Below are 16,188 nucleotides of genomic sequence, written 5' to 3' on the forward strand. Positions count from 1 at the left end.
TTTATGAAAAAATAAATCAAATTTAACAAAATTGTAGTAGATAATTACTTAAAATCCATTTTTCTAAAACAAGTTTTAGAGAAATGGATTTTTTTATTTCATTTTCCACTCTTCTCTGGCTGTTTTGGAGACACTTATTATTGCTAAAAATAAAAAGATAGTAAGAAATATAATTATAAAATAGGTGTTCAATGGATCACTTTCATAAGAGTTTGTCATTTTATCTAAAAATATACTATATTCTGCTGAAAAAAATATTATCAGGTAAAACAAAGCTACAAACCAACTTAGTATTTTAGGAAATTTCCATAAAAGAACTGCAAAAATAAATATTCCTAAGGCTATTGACATAAAGATTGAGCTTTCATCCTTTGAAATGTATCTTCCTTTCCTAGTAGCCACTACAATTATTCCTGTAGCTAGAATTACAAAATTAATTGCAAAAACTACATGAATACGTAGTAGATGAGGTATATTTTTCTTTAAATTGTCTAAAGGTGTTACGTCAAGTTTATCTAAAATATTCTCATTATTTAATGACAAAGAAATAGGTTTTGTATAATAATAACGCCATTCAAAAGATATTAGAAACACTAAAATGCTGGCTGCTATTGTAGAAGTCATAATCATACCGATTAAATCATATTCTTTTTTGTTTGCATTAAAAAATAGAGTAAAACCTAACACTAGTATGAAGTAAATTATACTCAAATAATTTATCTTATTACGTAAATAGCTGTACACGAGTCCTATAAAAAATGGCATCAAAATCAGAGTAGCTGCCAAACTCTTTTGTTCTAGCACCATATCGAAAGGTGTACCTACGTCCCGAAGATTATCTGCTAACATCACATCTGTTAAAACAAGAAGTAAAAATCCAACACAAACATGAATTCCCAAAACTAAATTTCTAAAACTCATAAACCTTAATTTTATTTCATTTTCCATTCTTCTCTAGCTGTTTTGGATAAGACAATACAAATCATAAAGATACAAGATAAAACAAAACCTATTTGTCCCATAATAAAGGCTTGTTGAATTAGAAATGTAGGATTTACAAAAGAGGTCGTGATAGCACGTTGCATCTGCTCAAAAATGGCAAGTTCTAAAAATCCTCCTCCAAAAAAAATGCTAATCGCAACCAAGTAGCTGAAAACTTTGGGAAACTTCCAGTTTAAGAAAGCAATAATAAAGACAGGAATAGATAGAGCCACCAGTCCCAAACCTTCCTCTGTAGAAATATGTCCTCCCGTCATTACAGTTCCTAAGAAAATAAGTCCTAAGCCAGCACAGACAATAATAAAGGAAAAAATACGATGTACACGCAAAAAATAAGATGGTTTTTCCTTAAAACTACTTTTCTCTTGTATATCAAAGTCATCTAAAATAGAATCATTATTGAGAACTTCTTTTTCTTTCTTGAAAGATGGATGGTAAATTAAAGAATACATCAAAACCAATGTAGAAAATAACATAATATAAAACACAGCTTTGTCTCCTTTAGTTAGTCCTAAAATAAAAATGGCAAAGATAGAAGCCAAACCAAACAGTGTTACAAAAAAAACAGCCAATGATTTGAATTTTGTTGCCAAAAAAATGGAGAGAAAAAGTATCACAAAAAAAATCAAAGTGATTAGATTCTGCGTATTTTCAGTAAACCACCATAGCTTATCTACTAAAAAAACTAAAGCATAATGAAACGGAGGAACAAGCATAATTCCCAAACTAATGTATAAACCGATTATTAAACTTTTAAACTTCAAGGATTGCATATTTTAGTATCTCGTAGTGATTTAAGCTCTATTATTTTTGTATTTCCACTATTAAAATCTTATATTTCAATAGTATAAGTATAACTTTGTTTTTTAGATTGCGATAGCCATTTTATATTCAAAATTTAATGAGAAATTTATTTCCCTTATCTTCTTTCTCTTTATTTGCTGTTACTCTATTCATCTTCTTTTCTGCTGATGTTTCTTTCGCTCAAAACGAATATACAAAAGATGGAAAGAAAGTAACTGTCCAGCAATATCTTGAAAAATCTAACGAAAGAGCAAAAGAAGGAGATTATCGTGGTGCAAGCGATTTTTTAAATAAAGCTGCCCTTATCAAATGGGAAGATAAAGATTTGCGTCCTGCTATCAATTATTTTCAAGCCTCACTCAATTATAATAAAAAAGTAAATAACCAAAGTGGAATGTACGGCATTTATAGCAATTTAGCTATGATTTATGCTGACTTAGCCATGTACGATTCTTCGCTTTATTTTTTCAAAAGAACATTGAAAGGCAGACGCAAAAACTCTGAAAAAGTAACGATTATTTCATCGCTTATCAATGTTTCGGTAGTTCTGAATAATCTCAAACGGTATGATGAATCAGCAGAATTTTTGGAAGAAGCATTGAAATTAGCACAAGAAATGAATGACATTGAGCAGATGAGAAGTTGTTATGGAATGCTTGCCGAAACGTATGAAAAGGCTGGAAATAGTGAGAAGAAACTTCATTATTTTAACCTTTACAAAACGTTCCACGAACTGACACAAAAAACAAAAATTGCAAAAGTTAATGAAGAACTCTACAACGAAAAGCTAAAAGCCGAAGTTTTGGCTTTGGAAAAACGAAAAGCTGATTTAGAACTCAGTAACAAAAAACTAGAGCTAAAACAGAAAAATAAAATCGTAGAAAGTCAAAAAGATAGTTTAGGAGAACTAACAAGTAAATACACCAAACAAGAACTTGCTCTTCAGCTTTTGAAAGAAAAAGCAAATGCCGAACGAGCTGAAGCTCAAAATAAAATTCAAAGACAGGAAGCTATTACAAGAACAGCTATTTTGGTAGTATTTTTTGTAATGGTAGTGGCTGCTTTGTTATTTTATTTCTACATCAGAACAAGAGAGAAAAATAAAAGATTGGCAGAGCAACGCAATCAATTACAAGAACAAGCTGTAATGTTGGAAGAGCAGCAAGAAGAACTAGAAACTCAAAAATCTCTAGTAGAGCAACAACGAGACGAACTAGGAGCAAGCAATAAAGTGAAAGACAGACTATTTTCCATTATTTCACACGACCTTCGCACGCCTTTTACATCCGTCAATGGTTACTTAACACTCATAAAATATGGCGCACTTTCTCCAGAAGAAGTAGTTTCAGTAGCAGGAGAAGTAAAACTATCTGTCGACCATCATTTAGAAACGCTTAATAATGTTTTGGAATGGTCAAGAAATCAGATGAAAGGCTTGAAGCCAGAACCTACAAACATTAATCTAAATAAAATAGCTCAAGACCAAAAGAAATTTTTCAAAGCCTTAGCAGAAAGTAAAGACATTCAAGTTATCAATGAAGTAGATAAAAAAATAGAAGTTTTTGCTGACCCAAATCAGATTGACGTTATTCTTAGGAATTTGGTAGGAAATGCACTCAAATTTACGCCCAATGAAGGAAAAATTACTGTTTCATCTCAACTAAAAAGTGATAGCGTAATAGTTTCTGTAACAGATACAGGTGTAGGAATGAGCGAAGAAAACCTCAAAAAACTCTTCAAAAAAGATGAGCATTTTACGACACAAGGAACAAATAACGAAGCAGGAACAGGCTTAGGCTTAATTCTGTGTAGAGACTTTGTGGAAGCCAATGGAGGAACTATAAGAGTAGAAAGCGAAGAAGGAAAAGGTACAAGTTTTATTTTTGATTTGCCTTTAGCAGAACAAACACAGCAAGTAGAAGAAGTAAAATAGATTGTAAAAACTAATAGGAAATTCGTAATTTTGAAGCAGAAAATGGTGGTTCATTAATCACTAATCACTAATCATTAATAACTAAAAAAGTGAAAGTTACAGTAGATAAAAAATTGATTGAAGATATTTCTCACCTTTCTCGCCTAGAGTTTTCAGAAGAAGACAAAACAGCAATGGCAGATGATTTGAATGAGATTTTAGATTGGGTAGAACAGCTAGACGAAATTGACACCTCAGATACAGAACCTCTTACACACATCTCTACTGAAATAAATGTAATGAGAAACGACGAAGTGAAAGACGTTTTGCCACACGACAAAGCCCTCAAAAATGCGCCAAAGAAAGATTCAGATTATTTCAGAACACCAAAAGTAATAGAGTAAAACTATTTTAGAATTATGAGTGTAGAGTATAGAATGTGATTTAGTAGGTCAAATCCTTTGACCAAAAATATGGTTATTCCACATTCTCAATTAACTCAACGAACATATCTATTCCAGTTTGTGTAATTTCGTCTGGAAAATCATAATTGGAGTGATGAAGTTCTGGTGTATTTTTGCCTGAACCTAGTCCAAACATTGCTCCTTCAAAACGCTCTGTAAACTGTCCGAAATCTTCCGACCAACTAAAAGGCTGCTTCTTGTCTTGATATTCTAATTCTAAATTTTGAGCAGCCTTTTTTATCATTCTTACGCTTTCTTTTGTATTGGTGGTAGCTGCAAATTTTTCAGTGTAGCTAATTTTTAGTTTCAAGCTATATTTTTTTGACAATTCTTGTGCTTTCTGCTCTGTTTTCTTAGATAGAAGTTCCAAATCTTCATTCAGATAACTACGTAAAGTAGCACAAACACGACCTTTGGCTGGCGAAACACCAAAAGCAATTTCATCTAATGATTTTCTTGACGTTTCTCCCAAAATAGCATCTACAACCGTAACTAAAACAAAATCCTTATTCTGTTTTTCTTTGATGGTGTTTTCTGACAAAAAATAAAGAAAAGTAGTCAGTTCACTAATGGCTAATGCTGGGTTAATTCCATTTTGAGGTTCGGCTGCGTGGGAAGTCAAGCCTTCAAATTCTATGATAATTCCTGTTGAAGCTGCTGCAAACGTATTTTCTCGGCAAACGATTAAGTTTTTTTCGTAAGATGGAATATTATGCAAAGCAAAAAAATAATCAATCTTCAAATCTAAGTTCTTCATTTTCTCGTCCTCTAGCATCTGCAAAGCTCCTTCTCCTGTTTCTTCGGCAGGCTGAAAAAGTAAAATTACTCGCTTGTTTTGTTCCTTTATAACCTTTTCAAAATTATCTCTCAAATACGTAGCAACACCTAGTAAAATTGTCATGTGTCCATCGTGTCCACATTTATGTGAAACTCCGTCGTGCAAAGATTTATACTCAAAATCATTGGGTTCTGGAATAGGAAGTGCATCTAGTTCAGCACGAAAAGCAATCGTTTTATTTTTAGTTGCATCAAAATTCTCACTTTCCCAAATCGCAATTACTCCAGTATTTCCAATATTTGTATGAATAGAAGTAGGATTACATTTTTTTAAAAAATCAGTTACAAAACTAGCTGTTTTGTATTCCTTGCCTGAGAGTTCTGCAATTTGGTGGAGTTGTTGGCGAGTTTTTATCATGTGCTTTTTATTTTATCTTGACGGCTAAAGAACCAATAAAATCTTTTTTCGTTTGTTATAAACAAAGGAAACCAAAATAAAATCACTATGCAACCACAAGTAAAATATCCACTAAACGAAAAACTGACTATATCAGAATATCTAAAATTAGAACAAGACAACCAGCAAAGATATGAATATCACGATGGTTATGCTTATGCAATGGCTGGAGGAACAGATAATCATAACAAAATTACAATGAATGTTTCTGCCAGAATTCATTTGGCATTGCTAGATAAACCTTGCCAAATCAAGAATAATGATACTAAACTTTGGCTAGAACTTGTCAACCAATATGTTTATCCAGATGCGATGGTTTTTTGTCAGAAGCCAGAACAAGCTCCAAACTTGAAAGATGCCTTTACTAATCCAGTCGTGATTATTGAAGTTCTCTCAAAATCTACAGAAGGATACGATAGAGGGGATAAACTGCGTTTTTACACACAAATTCCTTCACTTCTTCATTATGTTTTGATAGAACAAGATAAAGTACAAGTAGATATTTACTCAAGAAAAAACTCAACCTCACTTTGGGATATTCGTTTTCTTTCAGACTTGAAAAATAATCTTGAATTAGAAATTTCAGATATTCAAACGCTTTCTATTCCACTAAGTAGAATTTATGATAGAGTTGAATTTGAGAGCAATTCTAATAAGTGATTTCTATTATCTGTATTCTAATACAAAAATACAGATAATAGTTTTTTTAGATATTATTTTATTCACACTCATACTCAATCTCAACAAAATAGGATTCTCCATCTTCTGCAATATCTATTCTTATAGGTAATCCATCTGAAGTGAGAGTAGTTTTATATATTACCTCGTTTCCATCTTCTGTAATAACTTTTACCTCATCAAAAGGACATTGACCACAGTTTAAATTAATAACAAGGTCAAGAGAGGAAAACAATACCCATTCTCCTTGCTGAACTCCTCCAATATATTTATTACTTGCTTCATTACAATTTTGATATGAGAAAATAACTTTATCACCAAAACTATCTTCTGATTGTGTTACTCGCCCTTTATTATCATAACTAAATGATATACTATAATCCAAAGATGAGATTTGTACTAATTGTTCTCTATCATTATAAATATAATTATATGTTTCATCTGTGACAGGAAGAGTATTCTTGTCATAGACTTCAATAGAGGAGACTCTATCTCCATCGTATAAATAATTATATTCCCTTGCAACGTTTGGGAAGTTACGAATGTAATGCTCTTCTTTTATTTTTCTATTCTCATCATCGTATGTGATTTGTATTTCACTACCATCATCTGATACAATAGTTTTTAAAAGTTTTTTACCATTTAATGTTAGGTATTCATAGTTATTTTTAATAGAAAACGCTGGAGTATTAAGACTTCTAATATAGCATTTCGGTTCAGAGCAAACGTCTTCTTGTTCATCTACGTCTGTTATGTCATCTTCACCAGATTCACATGAAGAAAGAAACAAAAGTGCAAATACAAAACTAAGATACAGTATATAATTCTTATTCATTTCGCAATATTTTTTATTTTTAAATAAAAACATTACAAATATAGAAAATATTGCCTCTTTTTTATCAAGACTTTTGAAAATTCTAGGGTAAACGCACGAAAAAAAAGTATAGCCATTTAAATCAAATAGAAGGTCTTTTTTACTTTGATTATTTAGATTACTCTGACAAGTAAAGTTTATTTAAAGCTAAGTGAGCTAGTATAAAAAGTTTCGTGCGTTTACCCTATGAAAATTCTATCTGTAAATATTCATCTTGCTAATTTTTCTGTAACTTTGCTTAGTAGAATAGAAAATCCACAATAGCAGAATTATAGCATGATAGACTTCATCAAAGATTTAAACGAAAAGCAGCAACTAGGCGTACTCAAAACAGAAGGAGCTTGTCTCTTAATTGCAGGAGCTGGCTCTGGCAAAACTCGTGTCTTGACTTACAGAATAGCCAATTTATTACAAAAAGGAACTTCGCCATGGGAAATTTTGGCTCTTACTTTTACCAATAAGGCAGCCAAAGAAATGCGTGAGCGAATTGAGGGATTGGTTGGCACAACAGCACGAGATTTGTGGATGGGAACGTTTCACTCTATGTTTGCTCGTATTTTGCGCTTTGATGGAGATAGATTAGGATACAGGCAAGGATTTAGCATTTATGATACTGACGATTCAAAATCTTTGATAAAAAATATTGTCAAGGAAATGGGATTAGATGACAAAATCTATCAAGCAGCAGGAACATTCAATCGAATTAGTAGCCTAAAAAATGCACTTATTTCTCCCCAAGAATACAATCAGAATGCAGAACTGTTAGCAGAAGACAACTTAGCCAAACGTCCACATTTTGGAAAGATTTATCAGACCTACGCAGCTCGCTGTTTTGGAGCCAATGCAATGGATTTTGATGACTTGCTTTTTCAAACCTTTAGGCTTTTCCGTGACCACAAAGATGTTCTGCACAAATACCAACATCGTTTCAAATATATTTTGATTGATGAGTTTCAAGATACAAACATTGCACAGTATAAAATCATTAAAAAATTAGCTGCTGTTCATCTCAATATTTGCGTAGTGGGCGACGATGCACAAAGTATTTATGCTTTTCGTGGAGCAGATATTCGAAATATCTTAAACTTTGAAAGAGATTATCCAGATTTGGAAATCATTAAGCTAGAGCAAAATTACCGTTCTACCAAAACCATTGTAGAAGCTGCTAACAAGATTATAAAAAATAACAAAAATCAAATTCCAAAAGACGTTTGGACGGAAAATATAGCAGGAGAAAAAATAGAATTAACAAGAGCTACATCAGACCAAGAAGAAGGACGCATCATTGCAGGAAATATTTTTGAAACTAGAGCGCAAAAAAATGCTAGTCTCAACGATTTTGCCATCCTTTATCGTACTAATGCACAATCTAGAACGATGGAGGAAGCCTTGCGCCGATTAAATATAAAATATAGAATTATTGGAGGTCTTTCATTCTACCAACGTAAAGAAATCAAGGATTTATTGGCTTATTTCCGTTTAGCAGTCAATCCAGAAGACGAAGAAGCTCTAAGACGTTCTATTAATAATCCAAAAAGAGGAATTGGAAATACAACCGTTTTGAAAGTCTTTTTAGCTTCAAGAGAAAACAATGTTCCGATTTCAAAAACAGTACGCCACGCATCAGCCTATTTAGGAAAAGGACGTGCAGGCACAAGCGTAGAAAAATTTGGAGAACTTGCCAAAGCCTTTCAAATTATGGCATCAGAAAACGATGCTTATACGGCTGCCAAATACATCGCCCAGCACTCAGGTATTGTAAAAGCCCTTTTCGATGATGAGAGTTTAGAGGGAAGAGCCAGATACGAAAACGTACAAGAACTTCTGAACGCTACCCAAGAGTTCGTACAAAATAAAATAAGCGAAGCCACTACGGAAGAACCCGATGTTTCACTCTCATTATTTTTACAAGAAGTTGCACTGCTCACTTCTGTCGACCAAGCCAGCGAAGACGAAGATGCCGTTACGATGATGACTATTCATGCAGCCAAAGGACTGGAGTTTGATTATGTCTATTTAGTAGGAATGGAGGAAGAACTTTTCCCTTCCTCAAGAATGATTGCTTCATTGCAGGATTTAGAGGAAGAACGTCGTCTGTTTTATGTGGCTGTTACTCGTGCAAAGGAACGCCTTACGCTTTCGTATGCCTTGCAGCGTTATCGTTATGGCAGTTTCAATTCGTGTGAACCATCTCGTTTTTTGTTTGAGATAGACCAAAGTCTGTTTAATGCTCGTTCTCGCTCTATTCAAAAAAATAATCCTACTCACATGACCAATTTTATGCGTCATCGTGCAGAGCAAAATAAAAAGACGGATTCTAATACAAGTAAACCCAATAGCAAACTAAAACCTGTCAGTTCGGTAAGAAATACACCTTTTGTGTCTAGCAAAACAGAAGATATTGTAGAAGGCATCAGGGTGGAGCATCCAAAATTTGGCTTCGGAACAGTCAAGAAGATTGATTCTGCTTCAAGTGGAAAACGTGCCATCATCGGTTTTGATACAGAAGGAGACAAAACACTTATTTTGAGCTTTGCAAAACTTAGAGTGGTGAATGAATAATTTTGAGCAATAAATATAATTCTCAGAAGTTATCATTAGTATATGCAACGAATTACACTTTTCTTATTTTTTCTACTACTCACAGTTTCTTGTTCACAGCAGAAAGAAAAACACATAACTATAAATGTTCCTTCTGATAAAGTTCATTCAGCTTGTCTTTTAGGAGATTCTTTATTGATTTTGGTTCGACGAGTGAAAAATGAAGCTGATACTTCAAGCAATAATTTTACAAGTGATTTGTATTTATTTGATGCAAACGGAAAACTATTGCATAAAATCAAAACTCCAAATTGCAAGAGTGTAGTGTATGATGATGGAAAAATCTATACAAGTAATTACTCAGCCTTGTATGTTTATGATACAGGCTTTGAGTTAGTTGAAACTATTGATTTTCCTAGAAAAATGAATAATATTGTATGCAAGGCTTACGAATATCAAAGAACAGATTCTATGTACGTAGTCATAATTGCAACAGGGGTTGAAGGGGAAGATACAGTAAGGTTGAATGGTAGTGAGGGTTATAGATTGAAAAAAACTAAAGAAAGATTAGATGAAGGATTATATTTTACTAGAAATTTAGACTACATAGACTTTCACATCCATAAAAAAACACTCTATGTTCAAAATAAAAAGTATCATTTACTGTAACTTATTGATTCTGTTTTTAGGTTTGACATTGTTTGCTTGCAAGAATGAAAGATGTACGAGCCTTAAAATAGCAAAGCACTATGATTTAGTTTCTGGAGTTTTGATAGGCGATACTTTAGTAACTACTGTAACTGCTTTAGATACCATAGTTGGTCATTCTTTTGTCCCTGAAATTGTAGCCTTTAATCTAAGAGGAGATAGTCTTTTTAATAGAATAGTTCCTTTTATAAACAATACAGGATTATCAAAGCAACAAGACAAAATTATTTCACATAGCTATTTAGGTTTGAGCGAAATGAGAATATATGATGATAAAATAAATTTTATTGCCGAAACATATTCTATATATGGTACTCTATCATTATATAAAGAAAAGGTTTATAGACAGGGATATTCTGTATTAGGAGTAATTTTACAAGGAAAAAACTACCTTGATTTTTTTGAGTTCGAACAAAATGGAAAGCTAGTATATAGTGCTGCAAGAAAGTTTAGCTACAAAGAATACAACCAAAACTCATTTCAAGGTTTTGCAGGAGATTCTCATGTATATAATGATACGCTGTATGTAGAAGATAAGTGTTTTTGTATTGAAGAGAATTAATTTGCGTATAATGAGCATTCAAAACGGACAATTAATCATTTATAATTTACTACTAATCATTAAAAACCTAGTGCATTCTATCTCCACGAAGTTCTAAACTTTGCATAATTTCGGTTTCGTGGTCTAAAAACTCTTGCCAGCGTTTATCTACTTTTTCTTTTGGTAAAAATTCTTTCGCCAACGAAATAAAAACAGTATAGTGGCGAGCTTCCGACACCATCAGTTCACGATAAAATTTCTTTAACTCTTCATCTTCCATTGTATTAGAAAGCATTTTAAAACGCTCACAGCTTCGTGCTTCTATGAGTGCATTGACTAAAAGATTATCTAAAAGACGCATTTCTTCACTTCCACCTTTCACCATAAAGTTACGGAGCTTTAGGGCATATTCATCTTTGCGTTTTTCTCCTAAGGTGTGTCCTCGTTTTTTGAGTTGTTCCAACACCATTTCAAAATGTGACCATTCTTCGGCTACAATTGGTGTAAGCGTTTCGACAAGTTTTGGATAGTTATTATAAGTAACAATCAGAGAGATACAAGAAGAAGCTGCCTTTTGCTCACAATAAGCATGGTCTGTCAAAATAGCTTCAATACTTTCTTGTGCTAGTTCTGTCCAGCGAGGGTCGGTTGGGAGTTGAAGGTGTAACATCTTTCAAATGATAAATTGTGAGTAATAAAGTAAGTGAACAGATTTGAATACTTATATTTTTACAGCACTCAAATATGTCCAAACTATAAATAAAAGTTGCAATGGAATTCTAAACCATAAATAAGACAGTCCATATCCATCGTAAGAAGCTTTTTGCAAATCAACTTGTTTGATGGCAGCATAAATATTTGCAGGTAACAAAATTACAAAAAAGACAATAAGAATCCATGCTGAATATGTTTTCCAGTTGGGAATAAGTAGTCCAATACCCAGCATAACTTCTAATAAGCCTGTAAAATAAACTAATTCCGTTTTAAAGGGCAGTATAGAGGGTAACATCATTGTCATTCCCTTTGTAAAAACAAAATGACTAACAGCAGTAAAGCATAACATAATACACATCGCTATTCGTGCTGCCAATGCAATGTTATAAGTTTTATTAGAAATGTATAGAATGAAGATGGAAAATATAAAAGCAACAAATAAAACTACTAATGGCTTCATAGAAAGGTTATTTAAAGTTTGGTAGGTATTTAGTTTACAAATATCCTATTCTAAGAAGAGCCAAACAATGAACCTAGGTTAAGAAATTCGTTTGCGAATACGGCTTAGAGCTTGTGGTGTGATTCCTATATAAGAAGCTATATATTTTAAAGGAATATGTTGTAATAAATGAGGTTGTTCCAAAAATAGGTTCAAATAACGTTGTTCTGCACTTTCATTTAATAATGATAATTCTCGTTTGGATTTTTTTAAAAACAACTCTTCACTTGCTAATCTTCCAATTTTATTTCCAACATGAGTTTGATTATAAATTTGTTGTAAATCCTTATAAGAGACACTCCAAAGAATTGTATTTGAAAGCGTCTCTACTTGATAATTAGACGGTTTTTGTGTGATAAAAGAATCGTAAGCACTCACAAAATTAGATGCAAAAGCAAATCCGAAGGTAAAATCTTCTATCTCTCTTGGAATATAAAAACGAACAATTCCTTCTTCTATAAACGAAAGATAATTTTCTATTTCACCTAATTTAAGCAAAGTTGTTTTTTTAGAAATCTCCCTTTTCTTTAGCTTTGAGGAAAAGATATTCCAATCTTTTTCAGAAATATCTACCAACTTTTGAAAATATTTTTTTATTTCTATCATCTTAATCGTGTACTCAATTTACAATTTCTCCTCGTAGTTTTCTGATACGTTTTCTTGCTTCTACTACATAAACGCTTCCTGCATAATCAATAAGTTGCTTTTTATAATACTCTTCTGCTTTTTGAGGTTCATTCAAATTTTCTTCATAAATTTTTCCTAGCAAAAAGTTAGCATCATCACCAAAAATATCTGTTGAGTTAATTTTTAGAACCATTTTAAGTTTTTCTGCTGCCTCTTCAAAGCGTCCCATTTTTTGTAAAATAGTAGCTTGCTTCCAATAAATTTCGTCTGTGAGAGAATGTCCATCAAAGTGAGAGAGCATTTTTTTATAAGCAGCAAGCGCATCACTATATTGCTGTTGAAAAATGAGTAAGTCAATGGCAGCATATTGTTTCATTGCTGTTTCAGTAGAATCCAAACCTGTATTGTCTTGAATCAGAATAGACAAATCCATTGCATCATTGGCAATTTCTCTTGAAGTGGCAAGTTTCAAAATATCCAAATGCGCTTTTGCCAGTTTAAAGTCTCCATTAAAATAAGAAAGTTTGGCATTTTTGAGTTTGGCTGTATAGCCTAAAGGCGTTTCTTTTTCTGCTTTTTCTACCTGTGAATACAGCAAGGTAGCTTCCCATGGTTCGTTTTTCAAGACATAAATATCTCCCAAATCTAGTTTTACTTGATTTAATAATTGATGAGGAACACCTCTAACCTCTGTAATCTTATTTAGATTTTCTACGGCAATGTCTTTTTGGTCAAGATAAAAAGCCTGCAAAAGAGCCATATTACGAGCCGATTTTGCTGTACTTGGTCGCCATCCGATTTCCTCTAAGGTTTGCTGATAATCACTCACTAACGACCTTATCTGTTCCTTGTCTATCGGAAACTGATGTTTAATATATTCTTCCTTAGATTCCATTAAAAAATGTCTTGCTTGTGAATAAATCAGTTTTCCCTTATAGTTTTCAGTCAAATGTTCAAAAATAGCCATGGCACTTTTCCACTCTTCATTATTGTAGGCAAGCATTCCAATTTCCATTATTTTTACACCTTCCAATTTATTTCTTCTATCTAATGCCTTAGCTTGTCTGAATGCCATCAAAAAATTCTTACGTTGAAGAAAATACCAAACTAGCATTTCGCTAAATACCTCATCATTCGGATTCTTCTGTACAGCTTCATAAAGCATTGGCTCTACCATATCCCACTCTTCATCCTCTGAAAGACGAGATTGCAGTAGATGCTGAACATAAGGCGCATCATTAGGCTGTTTTTTTAAGAGAGTCAAAAACTGTTCTACCATTTTCTCTGGCTTTCCCATTGCCAAATACAAAAGTCCTAAATCCATTTCATAGTTTTCTTTTGTGTTTTTTTGTGCCTGCAAATAGAGCTTTTCAGCTTGCTCATAAAATCCCTCGTGTGCCAATACACGGGCAGCTACACGAGCCAAATGTGAATTAGCCTTTATAGAATTTATATATTCATCAAAATGTTTGTTTGCATTTTTTTCTTCTCTCTTTTGAAGCAAAAGTTTCGCATAATCGATATTCATTTTTGGGTCTAACGGTCGGTCTTTCAAGCATCTTTGAATATATTTATCAGCTTCTTTTAATTTTTCCAAACGAATAAGCGCATCCAAATAATTATTATAAATATAAGATGCTGAAGGATTTTTCTTAGCTATTTTTTCATAATATTGAATAGCTTTTTCATATTCTCCCTGCTCGTAATATTCATCTGCTAAAGCTAAATCTTGTGTGTTTTGACCCACAACTGATAAACTCAACATTACAAATAAAAATAATAAGATAGACGACAAAAATGGATATTTCTTCATAGGATAGCTTTTAATTTTTAACTCTTCATTATTCATTCTTTCATAAATTTATCACAAAAACACGACTTATTTTTTTTGAGATAGAAAAGCAATAAGATAATTCATTTTTTTTAACAATACGTTTCGTTTTAATGTTGGTTATCTTTGCAAAAGACAAGTCTTTGCCCTATATATTCATTTATAATACTCTACTATTTTAGTATATGACTGATTAGTAAAGGATTAGCAAGATTGACAAGATTTAAAAATACAAGTAAATGAAAGACAATGAAGTCAATTGAAAATCAGCGAAGCTAAATACAATTATTATTGTCAAAAAAATAATAGGGTAAAGTACATTTATCATTAATCACTAATAATTCATCATTAAATACATGCCTCCAAAATCAAAAAAAGCAAAAGAATCTTTCGTAACCATGACAGAAATGGTTTTACCTAACGATACCAATCCACTCAATAATCTGATGGGTGGCAGGCTGATGCACCTTATGGATATTGCAGCAGCTATCTCAGCCCAAAAACACTGTAATCGTGTAGTAGTAACGGCTTCTGTAGATAACGTTTCCTTTGAGGCTTCTGTTCCATTGGGTGGTGTAGTTACACTAGAATCTCACGTCAGCCGTGCCTTCAATTCTTCTATGGAAGTATATGTAGAAGCCTATGGAGAGAATATTTTAGAAGGTTCTGGGCGAAAGTTAGCATATAAAGCCTTTCTAACTTTTGTTGCCGTCGACCAAATGGGAAACCCTATCAACGTTCCAGAACTTGAACCAGAAACAGAAAAAGAAAAATTACTTTTTGAAGGAGCTTTGCGTCGTCGTCAGTTGCGTTTGGTCTTGGCTGGAAGAATGAAACCAGAAGAAGCTACCGAACTCAAATCACTTTTTTTCAAACTAAATACTGATACGGAGTAGTAAAAATCTAACTCTGAGTAACGGCAATCGCAGCAACACTTACTGTTTTTGCACCATTTTCTAAAAGCAAACTTATACACGCTTCTAATGTTGCGCCTGTCGTTACTACATCATCTACTACCAAAACATTTTTACCCTCAATTTCCTTTGGATTTGGAACAGTAAAACCAGTTTTTATATTCTGATAACGTTCTTCTCTTGATTTTTTGGTCTGTGATTCTGTATGTGCTACCTTTTGTAGTCCCTGTTCTAATTGTGGAATCTTCCAAACTTCTGAAATCCCTCTGCCAAAATATGCACTCTGATTATACCCTCTACTTTTAAACTTTTTAGGATGCAAAGGAACAGGAACAATCACATCGAAGTTTTTATAAAAATCATTGTCTAAAAGTTCTTGTCCGTACCAACTTCCAATAATTTGCCCTATTTCTGGCGCATTTTTGTATTTCAGATAATGGAGCATACTCTGCACGTTGCTCTGCTTTCTAAAAAACAAATATGCAAAGGCATGTTCTACTTTTACTCGTCCCCAAAACTTTTGTGCTAACATATTTTCTTTGTCCAAATGAAAATTTGTTCGTGGAAAACTAACTCTACAGACTGTACAAATATGTTTTTCTCCTTGTTCAATCACTCCACCACATGCTAAACAGTTGTCTGGAAATAAAATATAAGCAAAAGCCGAAAAATAATCTTTTAAAATAGGCATAAATAAAATATTTACCCAACAGTGGTTCTCTTACAATTCAAAAAAGAAAGATACAAAGTAAGTTATTCATTGTAGATCTTCTACTATTAATTAGCTTAAATTATTCATATACAAAAAACCCTCAATTATTGTATTAATAACTGAGGGTTAATTCTGT

Annotated in this window: 16 protein-coding genes; 8 read left to right on the top strand and 8 right to left on the bottom strand. The window is 32.8% G+C overall.

Annotation, left to right across the window (positions count from 1 at the left end; genetic code table 11):
• The first annotated feature begins 487 nt into the window (after window positions 1-487).
• Window positions 488-562 carry a hypothetical protein gene (locus QZ659_RS20545; RefSeq protein ID WP_366935876.1) on the top strand — a complete coding sequence of 25 codons (75 nt, stop codon included), beginning with the start codon at window positions 488-490 and terminating at the stop codon, window positions 560-562.
• A gap of 370 nt (window positions 563-932) precedes the next feature.
• Here the strand turns inward: QZ659_RS20545 and QZ659_RS18215 are convergent, their stop codons facing one another.
• Complete coding sequence (locus tag QZ659_RS18215) at window positions 933-1,772, bottom strand: hypothetical protein (protein WP_291728077.1); 840 nt, start codon at window positions 1,770-1,772, stop codon at window positions 933-935.
• A 128-nt stretch (window positions 1,773-1,900) separates the two neighbouring features.
• Between QZ659_RS18215 and QZ659_RS18220 the strand changes: the two genes are divergently transcribed.
• A complete protein-coding gene (locus QZ659_RS18220) occupies window positions 1,901-3,736 on the top strand; it encodes a tetratricopeptide repeat-containing sensor histidine kinase (RefSeq protein WP_291728079.1) in 1,836 nt (611 codons plus the stop codon).
• Window positions 3,737-3,825: 89 nt separating this feature from the next.
• Window positions 3,826-4,119 (top strand): Asp-tRNA(Asn)/Glu-tRNA(Gln) amidotransferase subunit GatC, encoded by a 294-nt coding sequence (gatC, locus tag QZ659_RS18225; RefSeq protein ID WP_291728080.1) that lies wholly within the window; start codon window positions 3,826-3,828, stop codon window positions 4,117-4,119.
• Window positions 4,120-4,192: 73 nt separating this feature from the next.
• Here the strand turns inward: gatC and QZ659_RS18230 are convergent, their stop codons facing one another.
• Window positions 4,193-5,374 (bottom strand): amidohydrolase, encoded by a 1,182-nt coding sequence (locus tag QZ659_RS18230; protein ID WP_291728083.1) that lies wholly within the window; start codon window positions 5,372-5,374, stop codon window positions 4,193-4,195.
• An 87-nt stretch (window positions 5,375-5,461) separates the two neighbouring features.
• Here QZ659_RS18230 and QZ659_RS18235 point away from each other — a divergent pair, with 87 nt between their 5' ends.
• The gene (locus QZ659_RS18235) at window positions 5,462-6,073 is read left to right on the top strand and encodes a Uma2 family endonuclease (protein WP_291728085.1); all 612 of its coding nucleotides are present in this window, start codon (window positions 5,462-5,464) and stop codon (window positions 6,071-6,073) included.
• Window positions 6,074-6,131: 58 nt separating this feature from the next.
• On the opposite strand, the gene QZ659_RS18240 is transcribed toward QZ659_RS18235, so the two are convergent.
• The gene (locus QZ659_RS18240; RefSeq protein ID WP_291728086.1) at window positions 6,132-6,926 is read right to left on the bottom strand and encodes a hypothetical protein; all 795 of its coding nucleotides are present in this window, start codon (window positions 6,924-6,926) and stop codon (window positions 6,132-6,134) included.
• A 315-nt stretch (window positions 6,927-7,241) separates the two neighbouring features.
• Here QZ659_RS18240 and QZ659_RS18245 point away from each other — a divergent pair, with 315 nt between their 5' ends.
• Genes QZ659_RS18245 through QZ659_RS18255 form a run of 3 tightly spaced genes read left to right on the top strand, consistent with a single transcriptional unit; the run spans window position 7,242 to window position 10,776 of the window.
• Window positions 7,242-9,527, top strand: coding sequence for an ATP-dependent helicase (locus QZ659_RS18245; RefSeq protein WP_291728087.1), 2,286 nt, complete (start codon window positions 7,242-7,244; stop codon window positions 9,525-9,527).
• 42 nt (window positions 9,528-9,569) lie between these two features.
• Window positions 9,570-10,175 (top strand): hypothetical protein, encoded by a 606-nt coding sequence (locus tag QZ659_RS18250; RefSeq protein ID WP_291728089.1) that lies wholly within the window; start codon window positions 9,570-9,572, stop codon window positions 10,173-10,175.
• On the top strand, window positions 10,144-10,776 hold the full coding sequence (locus tag QZ659_RS18255; RefSeq protein WP_291728091.1) for a hypothetical protein: 633 nt from the start codon (window positions 10,144-10,146) through the stop codon (window positions 10,774-10,776). Before QZ659_RS18250 ends, QZ659_RS18255 begins: the two co-directional genes overlap by 32 nt.
• Window positions 10,777-10,843: 67 nt before the next feature.
• On the opposite strand, the gene QZ659_RS18260 is transcribed toward QZ659_RS18255, so the two are convergent.
• The 4 genes from QZ659_RS18260 to QZ659_RS18275 form a co-directional block, all read right to left on the bottom strand.
• The gene (locus QZ659_RS18260; RefSeq protein ID WP_291728093.1) at window positions 10,844-11,425 is read right to left on the bottom strand and encodes a tRNA-(ms[2]io[6]A)-hydroxylase; all 582 of its coding nucleotides are present in this window, start codon (window positions 11,423-11,425) and stop codon (window positions 10,844-10,846) included.
• Window positions 11,426-11,476: 51 nt separating this feature from the next.
• The gene (locus tag QZ659_RS18265; RefSeq protein WP_291728095.1) at window positions 11,477-11,845 is read right to left on the bottom strand and encodes a hypothetical protein; all 369 of its coding nucleotides are present in this window, start codon (window positions 11,843-11,845) and stop codon (window positions 11,477-11,479) included.
• Between the two features lie 162 nt (window positions 11,846-12,007).
• The gene (locus QZ659_RS18270; RefSeq protein WP_291728096.1) at window positions 12,008-12,574 is read right to left on the bottom strand and encodes a Crp/Fnr family transcriptional regulator; all 567 of its coding nucleotides are present in this window, start codon (window positions 12,572-12,574) and stop codon (window positions 12,008-12,010) included.
• A 13-nt stretch (window positions 12,575-12,587) separates the two neighbouring features.
• On the bottom strand, window positions 12,588-14,444 hold the full coding sequence (locus tag QZ659_RS18275; protein ID WP_291728098.1) for a tetratricopeptide repeat protein: 1,857 nt from the start codon (window positions 14,442-14,444) through the stop codon (window positions 12,588-12,590).
• A 338-nt stretch (window positions 14,445-14,782) separates the two neighbouring features.
• Between QZ659_RS18275 and QZ659_RS18280 the strand changes: the two genes are divergently transcribed.
• The gene (locus QZ659_RS18280; RefSeq protein WP_291728099.1) at window positions 14,783-15,322 is read left to right on the top strand and encodes an acyl-CoA thioesterase; all 540 of its coding nucleotides are present in this window, start codon (window positions 14,783-14,785) and stop codon (window positions 15,320-15,322) included.
• Between the two features lie 7 nt (window positions 15,323-15,329).
• On the opposite strand, the gene QZ659_RS18285 is transcribed toward QZ659_RS18280, so the two are convergent.
• Complete coding sequence (locus tag QZ659_RS18285) at window positions 15,330-16,031, bottom strand: ComF family protein (protein WP_291728100.1); 702 nt, start codon at window positions 16,029-16,031, stop codon at window positions 15,330-15,332.
• Between the last annotated feature and the right edge of the window lie 157 nt (window positions 16,032-16,188).

It is taken from the genome of Bernardetia sp. (genome assembly GCF_020630935.1).
GTDB lineage: Bacteria > Bacteroidota > Bacteroidia > Cytophagales > Bernardetiaceae > Bernardetia.

Bases quoted from the DNA above. Each gene is read 5' to 3' on its own strand.
- QZ659_RS18215 (WP_291728077.1), bottom strand. From the start codon at position 1,772: ATGCAATCCTTGAAGTTTAAAAGTTTAATAATCGGTTTATACATTAGT.
- QZ659_RS18220 (WP_291728079.1), top strand. From the start codon at position 1,901: ATGAGAAATTTATTTCCCTTATCTTCTTTCTCTTTATTTGCTGTTACT.
- QZ659_RS18230 (WP_291728083.1), bottom strand. From the start codon at position 5,374: ATGATAAAAACTCGCCAACAACTCCACCAAATTGCAGAACTCTCAGGC.
- QZ659_RS18235 (WP_291728085.1), top strand. From the start codon at position 5,462: ATGCAACCACAAGTAAAATATCCACTAAACGAAAAACTGACTATATCA.
- QZ659_RS18240 (WP_291728086.1), bottom strand. From the start codon at position 6,926: ATGAATAAGAATTATATACTGTATCTTAGTTTTGTATTTGCACTTTTG.
- QZ659_RS18245 (WP_291728087.1), top strand. From the start codon at position 7,242: ATGATAGACTTCATCAAAGATTTAAACGAAAAGCAGCAACTAGGCGTA.
- QZ659_RS18250 (WP_291728089.1), top strand. From the start codon at position 9,570: ATGCAACGAATTACACTTTTCTTATTTTTTCTACTACTCACAGTTTCT.
- QZ659_RS18255 (WP_291728091.1), top strand. From the start codon at position 10,144: ATGTTCAAAATAAAAAGTATCATTTACTGTAACTTATTGATTCTGTTT.
- QZ659_RS18260 (WP_291728093.1), bottom strand. From the start codon at position 11,425: ATGTTACACCTTCAACTCCCAACCGACCCTCGCTGGACAGAACTAGCA.
- QZ659_RS18270 (WP_291728096.1), bottom strand. From the start codon at position 12,574: ATGATAGAAATAAAAAAATATTTTCAAAAGTTGGTAGATATTTCTGAA.
- QZ659_RS18275 (WP_291728098.1), bottom strand. From the start codon at position 14,444: ATGAATAATGAAGAGTTAAAAATTAAAAGCTATCCTATGAAGAAATAT.
- QZ659_RS18280 (WP_291728099.1), top strand. From the start codon at position 14,783: ATGCCTCCAAAATCAAAAAAAGCAAAAGAATCTTTCGTAACCATGACA.
- QZ659_RS18285 (WP_291728100.1), bottom strand. From the start codon at position 16,031: ATGCCTATTTTAAAAGATTATTTTTCGGCTTTTGCTTATATTTTATTT.